The 17,485-nt window shown below is 63.0% G+C and carries 13 protein-coding genes; 11 read left to right on the top strand and 2 right to left on the bottom strand.

All coding sequences use genetic code 11. The features are described from left to right. Positions 1-23 precede the first annotated feature (23 nt). The 8 genes from glpD to AC58X1_RS19825 all read left to right on the top strand — a co-directional run bounded on the left by glpD (position 24) and on the right by AC58X1_RS19825 (position 8,788). On the top strand, positions 24-1,562 hold the full coding sequence (gene glpD, locus AC58X1_RS19860; RefSeq protein ID WP_150570568.1) for a glycerol-3-phosphate dehydrogenase: 1,539 nt from the start codon (positions 24-26) through the stop codon (positions 1,560-1,562). Between the two features lie 390 nt (positions 1,563-1,952). After that, positions 1,953-2,867 (top strand): glutamate/aspartate ABC transporter substrate-binding protein, encoded by a 915-nt coding sequence (locus tag AC58X1_RS19855; RefSeq protein WP_101321852.1) that lies wholly within the window; start codon positions 1,953-1,955, stop codon positions 2,865-2,867. A 97-nt stretch (positions 2,868-2,964) separates the two neighbouring features. Continuing rightward, positions 2,965-3,711 carry an amino acid ABC transporter permease gene (locus tag AC58X1_RS19850; protein WP_101321853.1) on the top strand — a complete coding sequence of 249 codons (747 nt, stop codon included), beginning with the start codon at positions 2,965-2,967 and terminating at the stop codon, positions 3,709-3,711. Further along, positions 3,711-4,382, top strand: a complete 672-nt coding sequence (locus AC58X1_RS19845) for an amino acid ABC transporter permease (RefSeq protein WP_101321854.1) — start codon at positions 3,711-3,713, stop codon at positions 4,380-4,382. The genes AC58X1_RS19850 and AC58X1_RS19845 overlap by 1 nt, the downstream gene beginning before the upstream one ends. Further along, complete coding sequence (locus AC58X1_RS19840) at positions 4,379-5,113, top strand: amino acid ABC transporter ATP-binding protein (RefSeq protein ID WP_101321855.1); 735 nt, start codon at positions 4,379-4,381, stop codon at positions 5,111-5,113. The genes AC58X1_RS19845 and AC58X1_RS19840 overlap by 4 nt, the downstream gene beginning before the upstream one ends. A 68-nt stretch (positions 5,114-5,181) precedes the next feature. Beyond that, positions 5,182-7,086 carry a two-component sensor histidine kinase AauS gene (aauS, locus tag AC58X1_RS19835; RefSeq protein ID WP_101321856.1) on the top strand — a complete coding sequence of 635 codons (1,905 nt, stop codon included), beginning with the start codon at positions 5,182-5,184 and terminating at the stop codon, positions 7,084-7,086. A gap of 13 nt (positions 7,087-7,099) precedes the next feature. Beyond that, on the top strand, positions 7,100-8,428 hold the full coding sequence (gene aauR / locus AC58X1_RS19830; RefSeq protein ID WP_101321857.1) for a two-component response regulator AauR: 1,329 nt from the start codon (positions 7,100-7,102) through the stop codon (positions 8,426-8,428). Between the two features lie 33 nt (positions 8,429-8,461). After that, positions 8,462-8,788, top strand: a complete 327-nt coding sequence (locus AC58X1_RS19825; protein ID WP_178080841.1) for a GlpM family protein — start codon at positions 8,462-8,464, stop codon at positions 8,786-8,788. 13 nt (positions 8,789-8,801) lie between these two features. Here AC58X1_RS19825 and AC58X1_RS19820 read toward each other — a convergent pair whose 3' ends face one another. Beyond that, the gene (locus tag AC58X1_RS19820) at positions 8,802-9,800 is read right to left on the bottom strand and encodes an alpha/beta fold hydrolase (protein ID WP_497429351.1); all 999 of its coding nucleotides are present in this window, start codon (positions 9,798-9,800) and stop codon (positions 8,802-8,804) included. Between the two features lie 207 nt (positions 9,801-10,007). On the opposite strand from AC58X1_RS19820, the gene metR reads away from it, so the two are divergent. Continuing rightward, on the top strand, positions 10,008-10,925 hold the full coding sequence (metR, locus tag AC58X1_RS19815; RefSeq protein WP_101321860.1) for a transcriptional regulator MetR: 918 nt from the start codon (positions 10,008-10,010) through the stop codon (positions 10,923-10,925). Here the strand turns inward: metR and AC58X1_RS19810 are convergent. Then, complete coding sequence (locus AC58X1_RS19810; protein WP_101321861.1) at positions 10,909-11,322, bottom strand: NUDIX hydrolase; 414 nt, start codon at positions 11,320-11,322, stop codon at positions 10,909-10,911. The two genes, metR and AC58X1_RS19810, sit on opposite strands and share 17 nt — an antisense overlap. 122 nt (positions 11,323-11,444) lie before the next feature. On the opposite strand from AC58X1_RS19810, the gene AC58X1_RS19805 reads away from it, so the two are divergent. Together AC58X1_RS19805 and AC58X1_RS19800 are read left to right on the top strand one after the other, a co-directional pair. Then, positions 11,445-15,725, top strand: a complete 4,281-nt coding sequence (locus AC58X1_RS19805; protein ID WP_497429350.1) for a DEAD/DEAH box helicase — start codon at positions 11,445-11,447, stop codon at positions 15,723-15,725. Positions 15,726-15,812: 87 nt separating this feature from the next. Beyond that, the gene (locus AC58X1_RS19800) at positions 15,813-17,432 is read left to right on the top strand and encodes an FMN-binding glutamate synthase family protein (protein WP_497429349.1); all 1,620 of its coding nucleotides are present in this window, start codon (positions 15,813-15,815) and stop codon (positions 17,430-17,432) included. Positions 17,433-17,485 lie beyond the last annotated feature (53 nt).

Here is a 17,485-nt window from a genome sequence, read left to right as displayed (position 1 = left end):
AGCAGCCTCAGGAGGCCTTGCCCGTGTCCCAGCCCGTTTCCTCCCAGCCCGTCCCTGCCGATTGCTACGATGTTGCCGTGATTGGCGGCGGTATCAATGGTGTGGGCATTGCCGCTGACGCTGCCGGGCGCGGCCTCAAGGTGTTTCTTTGTGAAAAGGACGACCTGGCGCAACACACCTCCTCGGCCAGCAGCAAGCTGATCCACGGCGGCCTGCGTTACCTCGAGCACTACGAATTCCGCCTGGTCCGCGAAGCACTGGCCGAGCGTGAAGTGCTCCTGGCGAAAGCACCGCATATCGTCAAACCGATGCGTTTCGTGTTGCCCCATCGGCCGCACCTGCGCCCGGCGTGGATGATCCGCGCCGGTCTGTTCCTCTATGATCACCTCGGCAAACGCAAGCGCCTGGGCGCCTCGCGCAGCCTGCGCTTTGGCCCGAACAGCCCATTGCAGGCTTCGATCAGCCGCGGTTTCGAATATGCCGACTGCGCCGTCGACGATGCGCGCCTGGTAGTGGTCAATGCGATGGCCGCCCGCGAACATGGCGCGCAGATCGCGACCCGTACCCGTTGCCTGCGGGCCGAACGCGTCGACGGTATCTGGCAGGTGCTGTTGCAGCATGCCGATGGCAGCCAACAGACCATCCACACCCGGGCGCTGGTCAATGCGGCCGGCCCATGGGTCGCCAGCTTTATCAAGGATGACCTAAAGCTCGATGCGCCGTATGGCATCCGCTTGATCCAAGGCAGCCATATCATCGTGCCACGCATGTACGAAGGCGAGCATGCCTACATTCTGCAGAACGAAGACCAGCGCATCGTCTTTGCAATTCCGTATCTGGAGCGCTTCACCCTGATCGGCACAACTGACCGGGAGTGGAGCGGCGACCCGTCCCAGGTCAGTATCAGTGAGGCAGAGACCGATTACCTGCTGAATGTGGTCAACCAGCATTTCAAACAGCAGCTCGGCCGCGCCGATATCCTGCACACCTATTCCGGTGTGCGGCCATTGTGCAACGATGAGTCCGACAACCCTTCAGCGGTCACCCGCGACTACACCCTGGCCCTGTCTGCCGACCACGGCCAGGCACCGCTGCTGTCGGTGTTTGGTGGCAAGCTCACCACCTACCGCAAGCTGGCCGAATCCGCCATGGCCGAACTGAAACCGTTCTTTAGCCAGATGGGCTCCAGCTGGACCGCGTCGGCGACATTGCCGGGCGGCGAGAACATGACAACAGTGCAAGCACTGGTCGACGCGCTCCGAGTCCGCCACCCGTGGCTGGCGGTAGATATCGCCAGGCGCTGGGCAGTGACCTATGGCGACCGTGTCTGGCGCCTGCTCGAAGCCGTACATGGCCCGGAAGATCTCGGCAAGGCGATCGGCGGCGGGTTGTTCGGCTGCGAAATTGATTACCTGCGCGCACAAGAGTGGGCCGTCAGTGCCGACGACATCCTCTGGCGGCGCACCAAGTTGGGCCTGTTCATCAACGCCGTCGAACAGCAAGCATTGGTGAATTACCTGCAGCAGGCCAGGCCGACCTCGGGCCAATCAGACGCCGCCTGATTCGGCAGGTACCTGCGGTCGGGTAGCCACTCCTCAAAGTGGCTGCCCGCTGTATCCACGCCTGTTGCCCTTACCCCTCGTATGCACGCTCCTGTGCACTGATCTGCTCCAGTCTGCGCTCTCATCCCACCAGGATTCTCAATATCCGCTCCATTCGGATTTCCGAACAGCCTCGCCTCACTCATTCGGTAACCCGTCGGTAGCCTCGGGAAAATCTCGCATCACAAAAGATTAATACCCAGACTTTTCGGGACGTTATGATCAATTACAGGGCTTGGCACGAGTCATGCTCTACACTTGGTAGCCGAATGCACTGCTTTTGCAGTATTCGTGGAACGAAGAGTCCGCCAACGGCTCCATAAAAAAAACAAACATGTCGAGGAAAATTTGATGCGTATCGTTCGTCAATTGCTGGGCGCCGCCATCGCGGCTGCTGTTATCGCTTCGCCGGCCATGGCTGCAGAGCTGACCGGCACCCTGAAGAAGATCAATGACTCGGGCACCATCACCCTGGGCCACCGCGACGGTTCCATTCCGTTTTCCTACATTGCCGATGCCTCGGGCAAACCGGTCGGCTACTCTCACGACATTCAACTGGCCATCGTCGAGCACCTGAAAAAAGAGCTCAACAAGCCGGACCTGAAAGCCAGGTACAACCTGGTTACTTCCCAGACCCGTATCCCGCTGGTGCAGAACGGCACCGTCGATGTCGAGTGTGGCTCGACCACCAACAACGTCGAGCGCCAGCAGCAGGTCGACTTCTCGGTAGGCATCTTCGAGGTGGGCACCCGTCTGCTGTCGAAGAAAGATTCCTCCTATAAGGATTTCGCTGACCTGAAAGGCAAGAACGTGGTGACCACCGCGGGTACCACTTCCGAACGCATCCTCAAGGCAATGAACGCCGACAAGCAGATGGGCATGAACGTGATTTCCGCGAAGGATCACGGCGAAGCCTTCCAGATGCTCGAATCCGGCCGTGCAGTCGCCTTCATGATGGATGACGCGCTGCTCGCCGGTGAAATGGCCAAGGCCAAGAATCCAAACCTCTGGGCCGTGACCGGCACCCCGCAATCCTACGAAATCTACGGCTGCATGGTGCGCAAGGGTGATGCACCGTTCAAGAAAGCCGTCGATGACGCGATCGTTGCGCTGTACAAGTCGGGCGAGATCAACAAGATCTACGACAAATGGTTCACCCAGCCAGTCCCACCAAAAGGCCTGAACCTGAACTTCCCGATGAGCGATGAGCTGAAAGAGCTGATTGCCAATCCTACCGATAAAGCGGCAGACGAAAAGAAGTCCTGACCCGCAGCTAGTTAGTGTCTAACCTTTCATCCGAGGGCGCTCGCGCCCTTGGATGTTCGAAGGTGCCCGTGAAACAACGATCCGAGGGGAAATCCCGATGAATTACAACTGGGACTGGGGCGTGTTCTTCAAGTCCACTGGCGTCGGCAGCGAAACTTACCTGGACTGGTACATCACCGGCCTGGGCTGGACCATCGCCATTGCCATCTGCGCCTGGATCATTGCCTTGCTGCTGGGCTCGCTGCTCGGCGTCATGCGCACCGTACCGAACAGGCTGGTATCAGGGATCGCTACCGCCTACGTCGAATTGTTCCGCAACGTGCCGCTGCTGGTGCAGCTGTTCATCTGGTACTTCCTGATCCCTGACCTGTTGCCCGAAGGCTTGCAGGAATGGTTCAAGCAAGACCTCAACCCGACTACCTCGGCATTGATCAGTGTGATCATCTGCCTTGGCCTGTTCACCGCAGCGCGAGTCTGCGAACAGGTGCGTACCGGTATCCAGGCACTGCCACGCGGGCAGGAATCTGCCGCTCGGGCAATGGGCTTCAGCCTGGCCCAGATCTATCGCAACGTACTGCTGCCGCAAGCGTACCGGATCATCATTCCGCCGCTTACCTCTGAATTTCTCAACGTCTTCAAGAACTCCTCGGTCGCCTCATTGATCGGCCTGATGGAGCTGTTGGCGCAAACCAAACAGACCGCTGAATTCTCGGCCAACCTGTTTGAGGCCTTCACCCTGGCCACCTTGATCTACTTCACCCTGAACATGGGCCTGATGCTGCTGATGCGCATGGTCGAGAAGAAAGTGGCCGTACCTGGCCTGATTTCCGTAGGAGGCAAGTGATGGAACTGGACTTCTCGGACATCATCCCCGCGCTGCCGGGCCTGTGGAACGGCATGCTGATGACCCTGCAACTGATGGTCATGGGTGTGGTCGGCGGTATTGCCCTGGGCACCGTGCTGGCGCTGATGCGGTTGTCATCGAGCAAGCTGATGGCAAACATTGCCGGCGCCTACGTCAACTACTTCCGCTCGATCCCGCTGCTGCTGGTAATCACCTGGTTCTACCTGGCAGTGCCGTTCGTGCTGCGCTGGATCACCGGCGAAGACACACCAATCGGTGCGTTCACCTCGTGCGTCGTGGCCTTCATGATGTTCGAAGCGGCATACTTCTGCGAAATCGTCCGCGCCGGTGTGCAGTCGATTGCCAAAGGCCAGATGGGCGCTGCCCAGGCGCTGGGCATGACCTATGGCCAGACCATGCGCCTGATCATCCTGCCGCAGGCGTTTCGCAAGATGACCCCACTGCTGCTGCAGCAGAGCATCATCCTGTTCCAGGACACTTCGCTGGTTTACACCGTGGGCCTGGTCGACTTCCTCAACTCGGCCCGTGCCAGTGGCGACATTGTCGGCCGCGCGAATGAATTCCTGCTCTTCGCCGGTCTCGTCTACTTCATTATCAGCTTCTCCGCTTCATGGCTGGTCAAGCGCCTGCAAAAAAGGATCACCGTATGATTTCCATCAAGAACGTCAACAAGTGGTACGGCGACTTCCAGGTGCTCACCGACTGCACCACCGATGTCAAAAAGGGCGAAGTGGTCGTGGTCTGCGGGCCTTCCGGCTCGGGCAAGTCGACCCTGATCAAGTGCGTCAATGCGCTGGAGCCGTTCCAGAAGGGTGACATCGTCGTCGATGGCACCTCGATCTCCGACCCGAAGACCAACCTGCCCAAGCTGCGCTCGCGAGTCGGCATGGTGTTCCAGCACTTCGAGCTGTTCCCGCACCTGACCATTACCGAGAACCTGACCATCGCGCAGATCAAGGTGCTTGGCCGCAGCAAGGAAGAAGCCACCAAGAAAGGCCTGGCCCTGCTTGAGCGCGTTGGCCTGTCAGCCCACGCCCACAAGCACCCTGGCCAGCTCTCCGGCGGTCAGCAGCAACGCGTGGCGATTGCCCGCGCCCTGTCGATGGACCCGATCGTCATGCTGTTCGACGAACCAACCTCGGCACTTGACCCGGAAATGGTCAGCGAAGTGCTCGACGTAATGGTCCAGCTTGCCCACGAAGGCATGACCATGATGTGCGTGACCCACGAGATGGGCTTTGCTCGCAAAGTGGCCGATCGGGTTATCTTCATGGACAAGGGCAACATCGTCGAAGACTGCACCAAAGACGAATTCTTCGGTGATCAGACCGCCCGCGACCAGCGCACTCAGCACTTCCTCAGTAAAATTCTGCAACACTAAGCCGGCTGCAGCGCCCCTGGTTCGGTCCGATCCGGGCTGGGGGTGCTGGTCGTGACAAGGCCACTGTGATGAAATGCGACCCCTCGCTCCTGCGCCCTGCCCTGCCTGCCGTGAAATCCCGTCTGATCCGCCAACTGCTGTTACCACCTCTGATCATCCTGCTGATGGTGGGCCTGGGCCTGATCGGCTACGTACTCAGTGACAACAGCGGTATTCGTATCCTCAGCGAAAACGGCGAACGGCAACTCGAGCTGCACGCGCGCACAGTCGAGAGTGAAATCAGCAAGTACACCTATCTGCCGAGCCTGCTTGAGCTGGAAGACAGCGTATCGCAACTGCTCAGCGAGCCTGAGGGCGGTGCGCGGCAGAGCGTCAACGAATACCTTGAAGGGCTCAACCGTCGTAGCCGCAGCCGGGCCATCTTCGTCCTCGATACCAGTGGCCGAGTCCAGGCGACCAGCAACTGGCGCGACGCTGATTCATTTCTGGGTGAAGACCTGTCTTTCCGTGCCTATTTCCAGGACGCGGTGCGGGGCGAGCCTGGGCGTTTCTACGGCATCGGCAGCACCACCGGCGAAGCCGGCTACTACCTGGCTCACGGCCTGGAAGAGCACGGCAAGATCATCGGCGTGGCCGTGATCAAGGTCCGCCTGGACACCCTCGAAGAGCGCTGGCAGCGTGCCCGCCTCGAGGCTTTTGTCAGTGATGAAAACGGCATCATCATCCTTTCCAGCGACCCAGCGAGGCGGCTCAAGGCAGTCCGTGCACTGAGTCCGCAGACTAAAGAACGCCTGGCGCGCAGCCTGCAATACTACTGGTGGCCACTGAACGAGCTGGAGCCGCTGGCCCGCGAAACCCTCGCCGATGGCGTCGAGAAACTGACCTTCCCGGCCAATAGCGAAACTGCCCAGGGCAAACTGCACGAGGTCACCTACCTGGCGCAGACCCGTCGCCTGGCTGATACGCCGTGGCACTTCACCCTGCTCACGCCACTGCAGGACCTGCGCCGCGAGTCGATGATCCAGGGCGTGCTGGTCGCGGTGGCCTTCGCCTTGCTGACCATCCTTGGCATTGCCTGGAACGAACGGCGCAAGGTCATCGCCACGCGCCTGGCCGCACGTGAGGCGCTGGAAGAAGCCAACAGCCACCTTGAACGCAAGATTGCCGAGCGCACGGCGGACCTGCGCGCCAGCAACGAACGCCTCAAGGGCCAGATTCGCGAGCGCCGGCATGCCGAACAGACCCTGCGCCAGGCGCAGGACGAGCTGGTCCAGGCCGGCAAGCTGGCGGCCATCGGGCAGATGTCGACCAGCATCGCCCACGAACTCAACCAACCGCTGGCAGCGCTGCGCACGCTGTCGGGCAATACCGTGCGTTTCCTTGAACGCGGCGCACTGGAAACTGCCAGTGCCAACCTGCAGACCATCAACGGCCTGATCGACCGCATGGGGCGGATCACCGCCAGCCTGCGCTCGTTCGCCCGCCGCGCCGATGACGGTGGCCAGGCTTCGCTGGCACAGGCCGTGGAGGCCAGCCTGCAGGTCTTGGCCAACCGGATTGCCGGCAGCCATGTGCAGTTGCACAATCTGTACGAGGATCAGTTGCTGGCCATCGATCAGACCCGCCTCGAGCAGATTCTGGTCAACCTCATCGGTAACGCGCTGGACGCCATGGCCAGCCAGCCGCAGCCGCAGCTGTGGCTGGAAGGTGAACTCCAGGCCGACAAATACCGGTTGCTGGTGCGCGACAATGGTCACGGTATCGATGACGATACGCGCAAGCACCTGTTCGAGCCGTTTTTCACGACCAAACCGGGCGAACACGGCCTGGGCCTGGGTCTGACCTTGTCGGCAAGCCTCGCAGCTGCCGCCAAAGGTTCACTCAGCGTCGAGCACCCCGCCAGCGGCGGTACGGCGTTCGTCCTCGCCCTGCCGCTGGTCAACGCCCCCACACAACCGCCACAGCAGCCATGAGCGAAGGGTCCCCATGAACCAAGCACCCTTGACCGTCCTGATCGTCGAAGATGACCCGCATGTACTGCTCGGCTGCCAGCAGGCGCTGGCTCTGGAAGACATCGCCTGCGAAGGCGTGGGCAGCGCCGAGCTTGCCCTGGAGCGCATCGGCGACGACTTCGCCGGCATCGTGGTCAGCGACATTCGCCTGCCCGGCATCGATGGCCTGGAGCTGCTGAGCCGGCTCAAGGCCCGTGACCGCGGCCTGCCGGTGGTGCTGATCACCGGCCACGGTGACATCGACATGGCTGTCGGCGCAATGCGCAACGGCGCCTACGACTTCATGGAAAAACCGTTCTCGCCCGAGCGTCTGGTCGAAGTGGTACGCAGGGCCCTGGAACAACGCGGCCTGGCCCGCGAGGTGGTGTCATTGCGCCGCCAGTTGGCAAGCCAGAGTACGCTGGAGGGCCGCATCATCGGCCGCTCGCCGGCCATGCAGGAGCTGCGCGAACTCATCGCCAATGTCGCCGACACCTCGGCCAATGTGTTGATCGAAGGTGAGACCGGCACCGGCAAGGAACTGGTAGCCCGCTGCCTGCACGACTTCAGCCGGCGCCAGGCGCAACCGTTCGTCGCGCTCAACTGCGGCGGGTTGCCGGAGAACCTCTTCGAAAGTGAAATTTTCGGCCACGAGGCCAATGCCTTCACCGGTGCTGGCAAGCGCCGCATTGGCAAGATCGAGCATGCCAACGGCGGTACGTTGTTCCTCGACGAAGTCGAGAGCATGCCGATCAACCTGCAGATCAAGCTGCTGCGCGTGCTGCAGGAGCGCACCCTGGAGCGGCTGGGCTCGAACCAGAGCATTGCAGTGGATTGCCGCCTGATTGCCGCGACCAAGTCTGATCTGAATGCGTTAGGCCAGAGCGGCCAGTTCCGCAGCGACCTGTATTACCGGCTCAATGTGGTTACCCTTGAGCTGCCGCCGCTGCGCGAACGACGTGAGGATATCCTGCAGTTGTTCGAGCACTTTCTACAGCAATCGGCGCTGCGCTTTGACCGCGAAACACCTGAGCTGGACAGCCACACCCTGTCGCGGTTGATGTCCCACGACTGGCCAGGCAACGTTCGCGAGCTGCGCAACGTCGCCGAACGCTATGCGCTTGGCTTGCCGGCATTCAAGAAAACCGCCAGCGGCGGCGCCAGCCAGGGCCTAGGTTTTGCCGAAGCGGTGGAGGCATTCGAGCGCAACCTGCTCAGTGATGCGCTGCAACGCAGCGGCGGCAACTTGAGCCAGGCCAGCCTGGAGCTGGGCATGGCCAAGACCACGCTGTTCGACAAGGTGAAAAAATACGGCCTCGGCTGACCTCAATCGCTACGGGAAAATTCTGTGGACCTGATATTGAAAGCGGCACTCGGCGCGGGTGTGGTGATTCTTCTGGCAATCCTGTCAAAGACCCGCAATTACTACATTGCCGGGCTGGTGCCGCTGTTTCCGACCTTCGCCCTGATCGCTCACTACATTGTCGGCAAGGGCCGCTCGATCGAGGACCTGAAAACCACCATCGTGTTCGGCATGTGGTCGATCATCCCCTACTTCGTCTATCTGCTGACGCTGTATGTGCTGGTCGAGCGCATGCGCCTGGAGGCATCGCTGGCGTTGGCCACGCTGGCCTGGCTGATCGCCGCGACCTTGCTGGTGACCGTATGGGTGCGCCTGCACTGAGCACTCCCCGCTATTACAGTGTGGCGAGGTGAGAGGGTTTATCACGCTGGGCTTTCAGGTATGGCAAGACCGCGCCCAGCAGTGGCGCCTTGAACGGCGCTTGAAAACGATGCGCAAGCCCCGGAATCAAGCGCAACTGGCTGCCCTGGATATGCGCCGCCAGGTGCACTCCGTGCATCACCGGTAGCAGCGGGTCTGCGGTACCGTGCACCACCAACGTCGGCACGCGCAGCTGATTGAGCAGCTCGACTCGGCTCGGCTCAGCCAGAATTGCCAGAATCTGGCGCTTGGCGCCTTGCGGATTGAATGCCCGATCATAGGCCTGCGCCGCCTGTTGAATCAGCTCCTGGCGCTCATCCTGCACCTGCGGGCTGCCCAATGCGGCGAGCATGTCAGCCTGCTGCTCAATGGCCACAGCACGGCTCGGAGCACTGCGCCGCGCCAGCAACTGCAGCAACGCTGCGCTGGGTTGCGGTAGGCCAGCGGCGCCGGAGCTGGACATCACCAGGGTCAGGCTGCGCACCCGCTGCGGCTGCATGGCGGCCATATGCTGGGCAATCATGCCGCCCATGCTCACCCCCAGTACATGAAACTGCTCGATGTGCAGTGCGTCCATCAGTTGCACGCCATCCTCGGCCATATCGGTCAAGCTGTAAGGCGCCGATACGCTCAGACCAAGTTTGTAGCGCAGCGCCTCGAACGTCAGGTTGGCCGAGGCCGGCGCTGTATTCCAGCGGGTCAGACCAACGTCGCGATTATCGTAGCGGATCACCCGAAAGCCCTGTCGGCACAGGGCTTCCACGACATCGTCGGGCCAGTGGATCAGTTGACCGCCCAGCCCCATGACGAGCAACAGCGCAGGATCTGACGGCGCGCCGACGCTTTGATAGACCATGCTCAGCGCCCCCAGGTCAGCGCGCTGCAGTGCCACACTGGCATCGCAGCGCGCCATGGCAATGGTGCTCGGCGCAGCGCCCCATAGCATCAACACAAACAATAAAAAACGCATCAAGCAACACCAGCACGCAAAGCCCCATTAGTCCGCCAGTCTGATCAACTTGATTGAAAAGCGCTGCCACACTTGCGTGACAATTTGATGAACCCTGCCAGGCGGCCACTCAGGCAACATTAAGACCGCCTGGGCCACACCTGCAGATCGACAAACCTCGCCAACATGAGCCAAACTCACGCACTATCGCGTTTAGCTCCGGAGTTGGTCGTGCTTGAAATTCGTCACCTGAAAACCCTTCATGCACTGCGCGAATCAGACAGCCTGGTCGAGGCCGCCGAGCGCTTGCACCTGACCCAGTCGGCACTTTCGCATCAGTTCAAGGAACTTGAAGAGCGCCTGGGCATGCCGCTGTTCGCGCGCAAGACCAAGCCGATTCGCTTTACCAGCGCTGGCCTGCGCCTGCTGCAACTGGCGGACGCCACTCTACCCTTGCTGCGCGGTGCCGAACGCGACATCGCGCGGCTGGCCGGTGGTACTGCAGGGCGCCTGCACATGGCGATCGAATGCCACAGCTGCTTCCAATGGTTGATGCCGACCATCGACCAGTTCCGCGATGCCTGGCCGGAAGTCGAACTGGACCTGGCCTCTGGCTTTGCCTTTGCCCCGCTGCCGGCGTTGGCCCGTGGCGATCTCGACCTGGTGGTGACCTCCGACCCGCTCGACCTGGCCGGGATCACTTACGTGCCGCTGTTCACCTACGAGGCAATGCTGGCGGTAGCCAACCAGCATGCGCTGGCGAGCAAGCCGTACATCGTGCCGCAGGATCTGGTCGACCAGACCCTGATCACCTACCCGGTGGAACGTGACCGTCTCGACATCTTTACCCGCTTTCTCGAACCCGCCGACATCGAGCCCGCCGCCATCCGCACCTCGGAGCTGACGGTGATGATGATGCAGCTGGTGGCCAGCGGTCGTGGCGTCTGCGGCATGCCGCACTGGGCCCTGCACGAATACAGCTCGCGCGGCTATGTGAAGGGCAAGCGCTTGGGCGAAAAGGGACTGTTTGCCACGCTCTACGCCGGGGTGCGCACCGACATGCTCGATGCGCCGTACATGCGTGACTTCCTGCTAACCGCCAAGGACACCTCGTTCGCCACCCTTGATGGGGTCAGCGCGGTGCGTTGAGCAACCGGCGGTACAGCGGCAGAATCAGGTCGCGGGTCAGCGGCGCCAGCAGTGGTGCCGACGGTTGCTCGGCGGTCATCCATAGCACTTCTTCGATCTCCGCTGCGGGCGCTACGGTGGTGGCACAGTCGACGCGAAACAGCTCGCACTGAACCTCGAAGCCCGGTTCGTTCGCCGCCGGCGCGCTGAACTGGCCCAGGTACTCGGCCGCAGCGGCATCGATGCGCAGGCCGAGCTCTTCTTCCAGCTCACGGCCCAATGCTGCCAGCGGCGTCTCCCCTGCATCGATCTTGCCGCCTGGCTGCATGAACGCCTGAGTGCCGCGCTTGCGCACCAGCAGCGTGCGCCCTTGCGGGTCGATGAGCAGAGCGGCGGCGATACGGATGATGTTCGGCATGGATAACTCGGGGCAGGATTAAGCCGGCGAGGATAGCCGATCCAACCTCCCCACGTATCAAGCACACGCCGCTAGACGAACGGCCCCTTGCCAAGTGCGCGTTCGAGCGCCATAACCAGAACATGAACCTGCCTACCTCGCAGCACCCTGCCCTCGCGTTGTTTCATCCCGCCGTCAGCAGCTGGTTCCGCCAGCGCTTCGCCACGGTTACCGACGCCCAGGCCCGCGCCTGGCCGCTGATTCATGCCGGCCAATCGGTACTGCTGACAGCGCCGACCGGCTCGGGCAAGACCCTCAGCGCCTTTTTGGCGGTACTCGACGAGCTGTTCCGCGAGGGTCTGGCCAATGACGGTCAATTGGCTGAGCAGACTCAGGTCATCTACGTGTCGCCACTCAAGGCACTGTCCAACGACATCCGCCTGAATCTGCAGGCGCCGCTCGAAGGCATCAGCCAGGTGATTCAGGCGCAGGGGCTACAGGCGCCGCAGATCACCACCGCGGTACGCACCGGCGACACCCCGCAAAAAGAGCGCGCAGCGATGCGCCGGCGCGCGCCGCATATTCTGGTGACCACGCCTGAATCGCTTTATGTGCTGCTCGGCTCGGCGTCCGGGCGCGCAGGTCTGGGCAGCGTGCATACGGTCATCGTCGACGAGATCCACGCCGTGGCCGGCAACAAGCGCGGCTGCCATCTGGCGCTGACGCTGGAGCGCCTGCAAGCCCTGACCGGCAAGCCATTACGCCGCATCGGCTTATCAGCTACGCAGCGCCCGGTCGAACGCGTGGCGCAATTTCTGGTCGGCCAGCAGCGGCCCTGCGCCATCGTCGATGTCGGCCACGCGCGCCAGCGCGACCTGGCCATAGAGGTGCCGCCGGTGCCGCTCGGCGCGGTGATGGCCAGTGATGCCTGGAACCTGGTCTACGACCGCCTGGCCGAGCTGGCCCGCGCCCACCGCACGACTCTGGTGTTCGTCAATACTCGCCGACTGGCCGAGCGCCTGACTCGCCACCTTGGCGAGCGGCTTGGCCAGCAGGTGGTTGCCGCGCACCACGGCAGCCTGGCCAAGGAGCACCGCCTGCTGGCCGAGCAGCGCCTGAAGGCTGGCGAGCTGCAGGTGCTGGTCGCCACCGCATCGCTGGAACTGGGCATCGATATCGGCGAGGTCGAGCTGGTCTGCCAGATCGCGTCGCCGGGTTCGATCGCGGCGTTCATCCAGCGCGTTGGCCGCTCTGGCCACCAGGTCGACGGCACGCCCAAGGGGCGCCTGTTCGCCACCTCGCGCGACGACTTGATCGAATGCGTGGCGCTGCTGGAATGCGTGCGCCGCGGCGAACTGGATGAGCTGCACATACCCAAGGCGCCGCTGGATGTGCTGGCCCAGCAGATCGTTGCCGAAGTCAGCAACCAGCCCTGGTCGGAGCAGGACTTGTTCGATTGTCTGCGCCAGGCCGCACCATTTGCCGCGCTGGAATATGAGCACTATCAGGCGCTGCTGCGCTTGCTTGCCGAAGGCTACAACGGCCACCTCGGCGTGCGCGGTGCGTATGTTCATCGTGATGCGGTCAGCGGCATGTTGCGCGGCCGCCGCGGCAGCCAGCTGACGGCCTTGACCAGTGGCGGCACCATCCCCGAGAACGCCGACTACAGCGTGCTGCTCGAGCCCCAGGCGCTGAACATCGGCAGCGTCAACGAAGACTTCGCAGTCGAGAGCATCACCGGCGATATCTTCCAGCTCGGCAATGCCTCCTACCGCATCCTACGGGTCGAGGCCGGCAAGGTACGGGTCGAGGATGCGCGCGGGCTCCCGCCGACCATCCCGTTCTGGCTCGGTGAGGCGCCCGGGCGCAGCGATGAACTATCGGCGGCAGTCGCACGCCTGCAATGCCAACTCGATCAGCAGTTGCAAGCCAGCCAGGGTGCGTTTGAACCGGTCAGTCAGTGGCTGGCAACTACGTACCAGCTAGATGACGCCTGCGTCAGCCAACTGATCGATTATCTGGGGCGCACCTGGCAGGTGCTGGGCGCTTTACCGTCCCAGCAGACGCTGATCATGGAGCGTTTTTTCGATGAGTCCGGCGGGACTCAGCTGATCATCCACTCGCCCTACGGCAGCCGCATCAATCGCGCCTGGGGGCTGGCCCTGCGCAAGCGCTTTTGCCGCACTTTCAACTTCGAGCTGCAGGCGGCGGCCAGTGAAGACGCGATCGTGCTGTCGCTGTCTGCTGGCCACAGCTTCGAGCTGGATGAAGTGTGGCGCTATCTCTCGAGCAACAGCGCCGAGGCGATCCTGATCCAGGCGGTGCTCGACGCGCCCCTGTTTGGCGTGCGCTGGCGCTGGATTGCCTCGGTCGCGCTGGCCTTGCCGCGCTTTGTCGGCGGGCGCAAGGTGGCCCCGCAAATCCAGCGGATGAAGAGCGAAGACCTGGTCGCAGCAGTATTCCCCGACCAACTGGCCTGCCTGGAAAACATCGCCGGCGAGCGGCAGATTCCTGAGCATCCGCTGGTTGCCCAGACCTTGCACGACTGCCTGCACGAAGCCTTGGACAGCGACGCCTGGCTGGCCCTGCTCAAACGCATGGAAGGCGGCCAGTTACGCCTGATCAGCCGCGACCTGCCGGCACCTTCGCCGTTGGCAGCGGCCATTCTCAATGCCCGGCCCTATGCGTTTCTGGACGATGCACCGCTGGAAGAGCGGCGCACTCAGGCGGTGCTCAACCGGCGCTGGAGCGAGGTCGACAGCGCCGATGATCTCGGCGCGCTGGATGCCGACGCCATCACCGCGGTGGCCCAGGAAGCATGGCCGCAACCGAGCAACAGCGACGAGATGCACGAGGCGCTGATGAGCCTGGGTTGCATCAGCCAGGCCGAGGCAGCGGCCAATCCGGGCTGGCTGCCGCTGCTGCAACGGCTGGCCAAGAGCGGTCGCAGCAGCCGTCTGGACGGCCCCGAGCAGCCGCTGTGGGTGGCCCGTGAGCGCTTGAACCTGTTCAACGCGCTGTACCCGCAGGCACTGTTCGAGCCGGCCGTGACCTTGTTACCGGGCTTCGATACACCGGTCGATGCCGACAGCGCCCTAGGCGAGCTGCTGCGCTCTCGCCTGAGCGGATGCGGCCCGCAAAGCCGTGAGCAGATAGCCGCATCACTGGGCCTGCCGCCGGCGCAGATCGAGCAGGCCCTGGCCGCCCTTGAACAACAAGGTGTGCTGTTGCGCGGCTATTTCAGCCCAGGCGCGCAGGCGCTGCAGTGGTGTGAGCGGCATCTACTGGCGCGCATCCATCGCTACACGGTCAAGCGGCTGCGCCGGGAGATCGAACCGGTCAGCCTGCAGGACTACATGCGGTTCCTGTTCGACTGGCAACACCTGGCGCAGGATCAGCGTATGCGCGGCCGCGAGGCGCTCGGCGAAATACTCGGCCAACTGCAAGGGTTCCCCGGCGGCGCCGGTGCCTGGGAGGCCGACCTGCTACCGGCGCGCATCAGCGATTACAGCCCGCAATGGCTGGATGACGCCTGCCGCAGCGGCCAATGGGCCTGGAGCAGGCTGGCGTCGACTGCGGCCAGCAGCACCTTGGCGAGTACGCCACTGGCACTGTTGCCACGCGAGCATCTGAGTCTATGGCGCAGCCTGACCAGCACACCTGAGATCGCCAGCCTCGGGCCGCGGGCGCAGCGTGTGCATGCCGCACTGCAGGCGCAAGGGGCGTTGTTTTTCGAGGAGCTCTCACAGGAGGCGCATCTGCTGCCCAGTGAGCTGGAAACCGCATTGCAGGAATTGGTCGGGGCCGGCCTGGTCGGCGCCGACAGTTTCATCGGCTTGCGCTGCCTGATCACCCCCGCCGCCAAGCGCAAACCGCGTATCAGCCGGCGTGGTCGGCCAGCGTTGTTCAGCGACATGGCCCATGCCGGGCGCTGGGCACTGCTCCGGCGCACCAGCGACGAACCCGATCACGACCTGCGCCTCGAATACATCGCGCGGGCGCTGCTGCGCCGCTACGGGGTGATCTGCTGGCGTCTGCTGGCGCGTGAATCGGACGCGCTGCCAAGCTGGCGTGAGTTACTGCGCTGCTACCAGCGCCTGGAGGCCCGCGGCGAAATCCGCGGCGGGCGGTTTATTGCCGGGCTGGCCGGCGAACAATTCGCCCTGCCGGACGCAGTCGGGCTGCTGCGCCAGGTCAGGCGCAGGCCGCTGGATGGCGAGCTGGTGCTGATCAGCGGCAGCGATCCACTGAATCTGCTTGGCACCCTGCTGCCAGGCGGAAAACTGCCGGCAGTGGCTGGTAATCGGCTGCTGTACAAGGACGGTGTGCCCGTGGCAACGCGGGTCGGCGGGCGCTATGTGGTTCTGCTCGAGGCAGCTGCCGAGGAGCAGGATGGCTGGCGGCAAAAGCTGCTGCGCGGCTGACTGCGCTGGCCATGTGCCGGGCGTTAGCGCTATGGTCGTGGTTTGCCCCAGGCCCTGAGCCTGACCGAGCCATCGCAAGGATTTCGTATGAGCCTGTCACTTCTCAGCCGCTATGCAATTTTCGCCGCATGCGTCCTCTTCACCCTCGCCAGCCTGCCGTTCATCCATCATGAATGGCTCTGGCCGCTCACCCTGACCAGCGCCGTACTGAGCCTGATCGGCGTGTTCGACCTGCTGCAAAAGCGCCACGCGGTGCGCCGCAACTACCCGATCCTGGGCAATATTCGCTACCTGGTCGAGGCCATTCGCCCGGAAATCCGCCAGTACCTGCTGGAATCCGACAGCGACGCACTGCCGTTCTCCCGCGCGCAGCGCTCGCTGGTTTATGCGCGGGCCAAGAACGAGGCTTCGGACAAACCCTTCGGCACCCTGATCGACGTTTACCAGTCGGGCTTCGAGTTCATCGGCCATTCGATGCGCCCGGCGCCGCTGGCGGACCCTGCGAGCTTTCGGATCATCATCGGCGGCCCGCAGTGCACCCAGCCGTACTCGGCATCGATCTTCAACATCTCGGCGATGAGCTTTGGCTCGCTTAGCGCCAACGCCATTCGCGCACTCAACCAGGGCGCGAAGCTGGGCAACTTTGCCCATGACACCGGCGAGGGCAGCATCAGCCCGTATCACCGCGAACACGGCGGCGACCTGACCTGGGAGCTGGGCAGTGGCTACTTCGGTTGCCGCACCGCCGATGGCCGTTTCGACCCCGAGCGCTTTGCCGAGCAGGCGCGCAATCCGCAGGTGCGGATGATCGAGATCAAGATGAGCCAAGGCGCCAAGCCGGGCCATGGCGGGATCCTGCCCAAGCACAAGGTCACCGCCGAAATTGCCGAAACCCGCGGCATTCTGATGGGTGAAGACTGCATTTCACCGTCCCGTCACAGCGCCTTCTCGACGCCTATCGAGTTGATGCAGTTCATTGCCCAACTGCGCCAGTTGTCCGGCGGCAAGCCGGTTGGTTTCAAGTTCTGCCTGGGGCACCCGTGGGAATTCATGGGCATCGCCAAGGCCATGCTCGAGACCGGCATCCTGCCCGACTTCATCGTCGTCGACGGCAAGGAAGGCGGCACCGGCGCCGCGCCGGTGGAATTCACCGACCATATCGGCGTGCCCCTGCGTGAGGGGCTGCTGTTCGTGCACAACACCCTGGTCGGGCTGAACCTGCGAGACAAGATCAAGCTCGGCGCCAGCGGCAAGATCGTCAGCGCCTTCGACATCGCCAGCGTGCTGGCCATCGGTGCCGACTGGGCCAACTCGGCGCGTGGCTTCATGTTTGCCATCGGCTGCATTCAGTCGCAAAGCTGCCACACCAACAAGTGCCCGACCGGGGTCGCCACCCAGGACCCACTGCGCCAGCGGGCGCTGGTGGTGCCGGACAAAGCCAACCGCGTCCTCAACTTCCACCACAATACCCTGCGCGCGCTGGCCGAAATGCTCGCGGCGGCTGGCCTGGAGCACCCGGCGCAGTTGGAGGCCAAGCACTTGGTACGGCGGATTTCGGCAACCGAAATCAAGCTGTTCTCGCAGATGCACGTGTTTCTCAAACCGGGCGAGCTGCTCACCGGCGAGGTCGATGGGCAGTTCTATTCGCGGATGTGGCAACTGGCTCGGGCCGACAGCTTCGAGCCCCACAGCGAGCAGGCCGCCTAAGCGTTTGCAGCAGGTGTCGGCAGTGTCAGCGCGGCATGCCGCCGATGCCGCTC

Source organism: Pseudomonas sp. PGPR N4 (genome assembly GCF_059693665.1).
Note: the sequence above shows the minus strand (reverse complement) of the source record. Positions and strands in the feature narration are given on the sequence as shown.

Excerpts from the sequence above, each read along its gene's own strand:
- AC58X1_RS19855 (WP_101321852.1), top strand. The coding sequence starts at position 1,953 with ATGCGTATCGTTCGTCAATTGCTGGGCGCCGCCATCGCGGCTGCTGTT.
- AC58X1_RS19850 (WP_101321853.1), top strand. The coding sequence starts at position 2,965 with ATGAATTACAACTGGGACTGGGGCGTGTTCTTCAAGTCCACTGGCGTC.
- AC58X1_RS19845 (WP_101321854.1), top strand. The coding sequence starts at position 3,711 with ATGGAACTGGACTTCTCGGACATCATCCCCGCGCTGCCGGGCCTGTGG.
- AC58X1_RS19840 (WP_101321855.1), top strand. The coding sequence starts at position 4,379 with ATGATTTCCATCAAGAACGTCAACAAGTGGTACGGCGACTTCCAGGTG.
- aauS (WP_101321856.1), top strand. The coding sequence starts at position 5,182 with ATGAAATGCGACCCCTCGCTCCTGCGCCCTGCCCTGCCTGCCGTGAAA.
- aauR (WP_101321857.1), top strand. The coding sequence starts at position 7,100 with ATGAACCAAGCACCCTTGACCGTCCTGATCGTCGAAGATGACCCGCAT.
- AC58X1_RS19810 (WP_101321861.1), bottom strand. The coding sequence starts at position 11,322 with ATGCCGAACATCATCCGTATCGCCGCCGCTCTGCTCATCGACCCGCAA.
- AC58X1_RS19805 (WP_497429350.1), top strand. The coding sequence starts at position 11,445 with ATGAACCTGCCTACCTCGCAGCACCCTGCCCTCGCGTTGTTTCATCCC.
- AC58X1_RS19800 (WP_497429349.1), top strand. The coding sequence starts at position 15,813 with ATGAGCCTGTCACTTCTCAGCCGCTATGCAATTTTCGCCGCATGCGTC.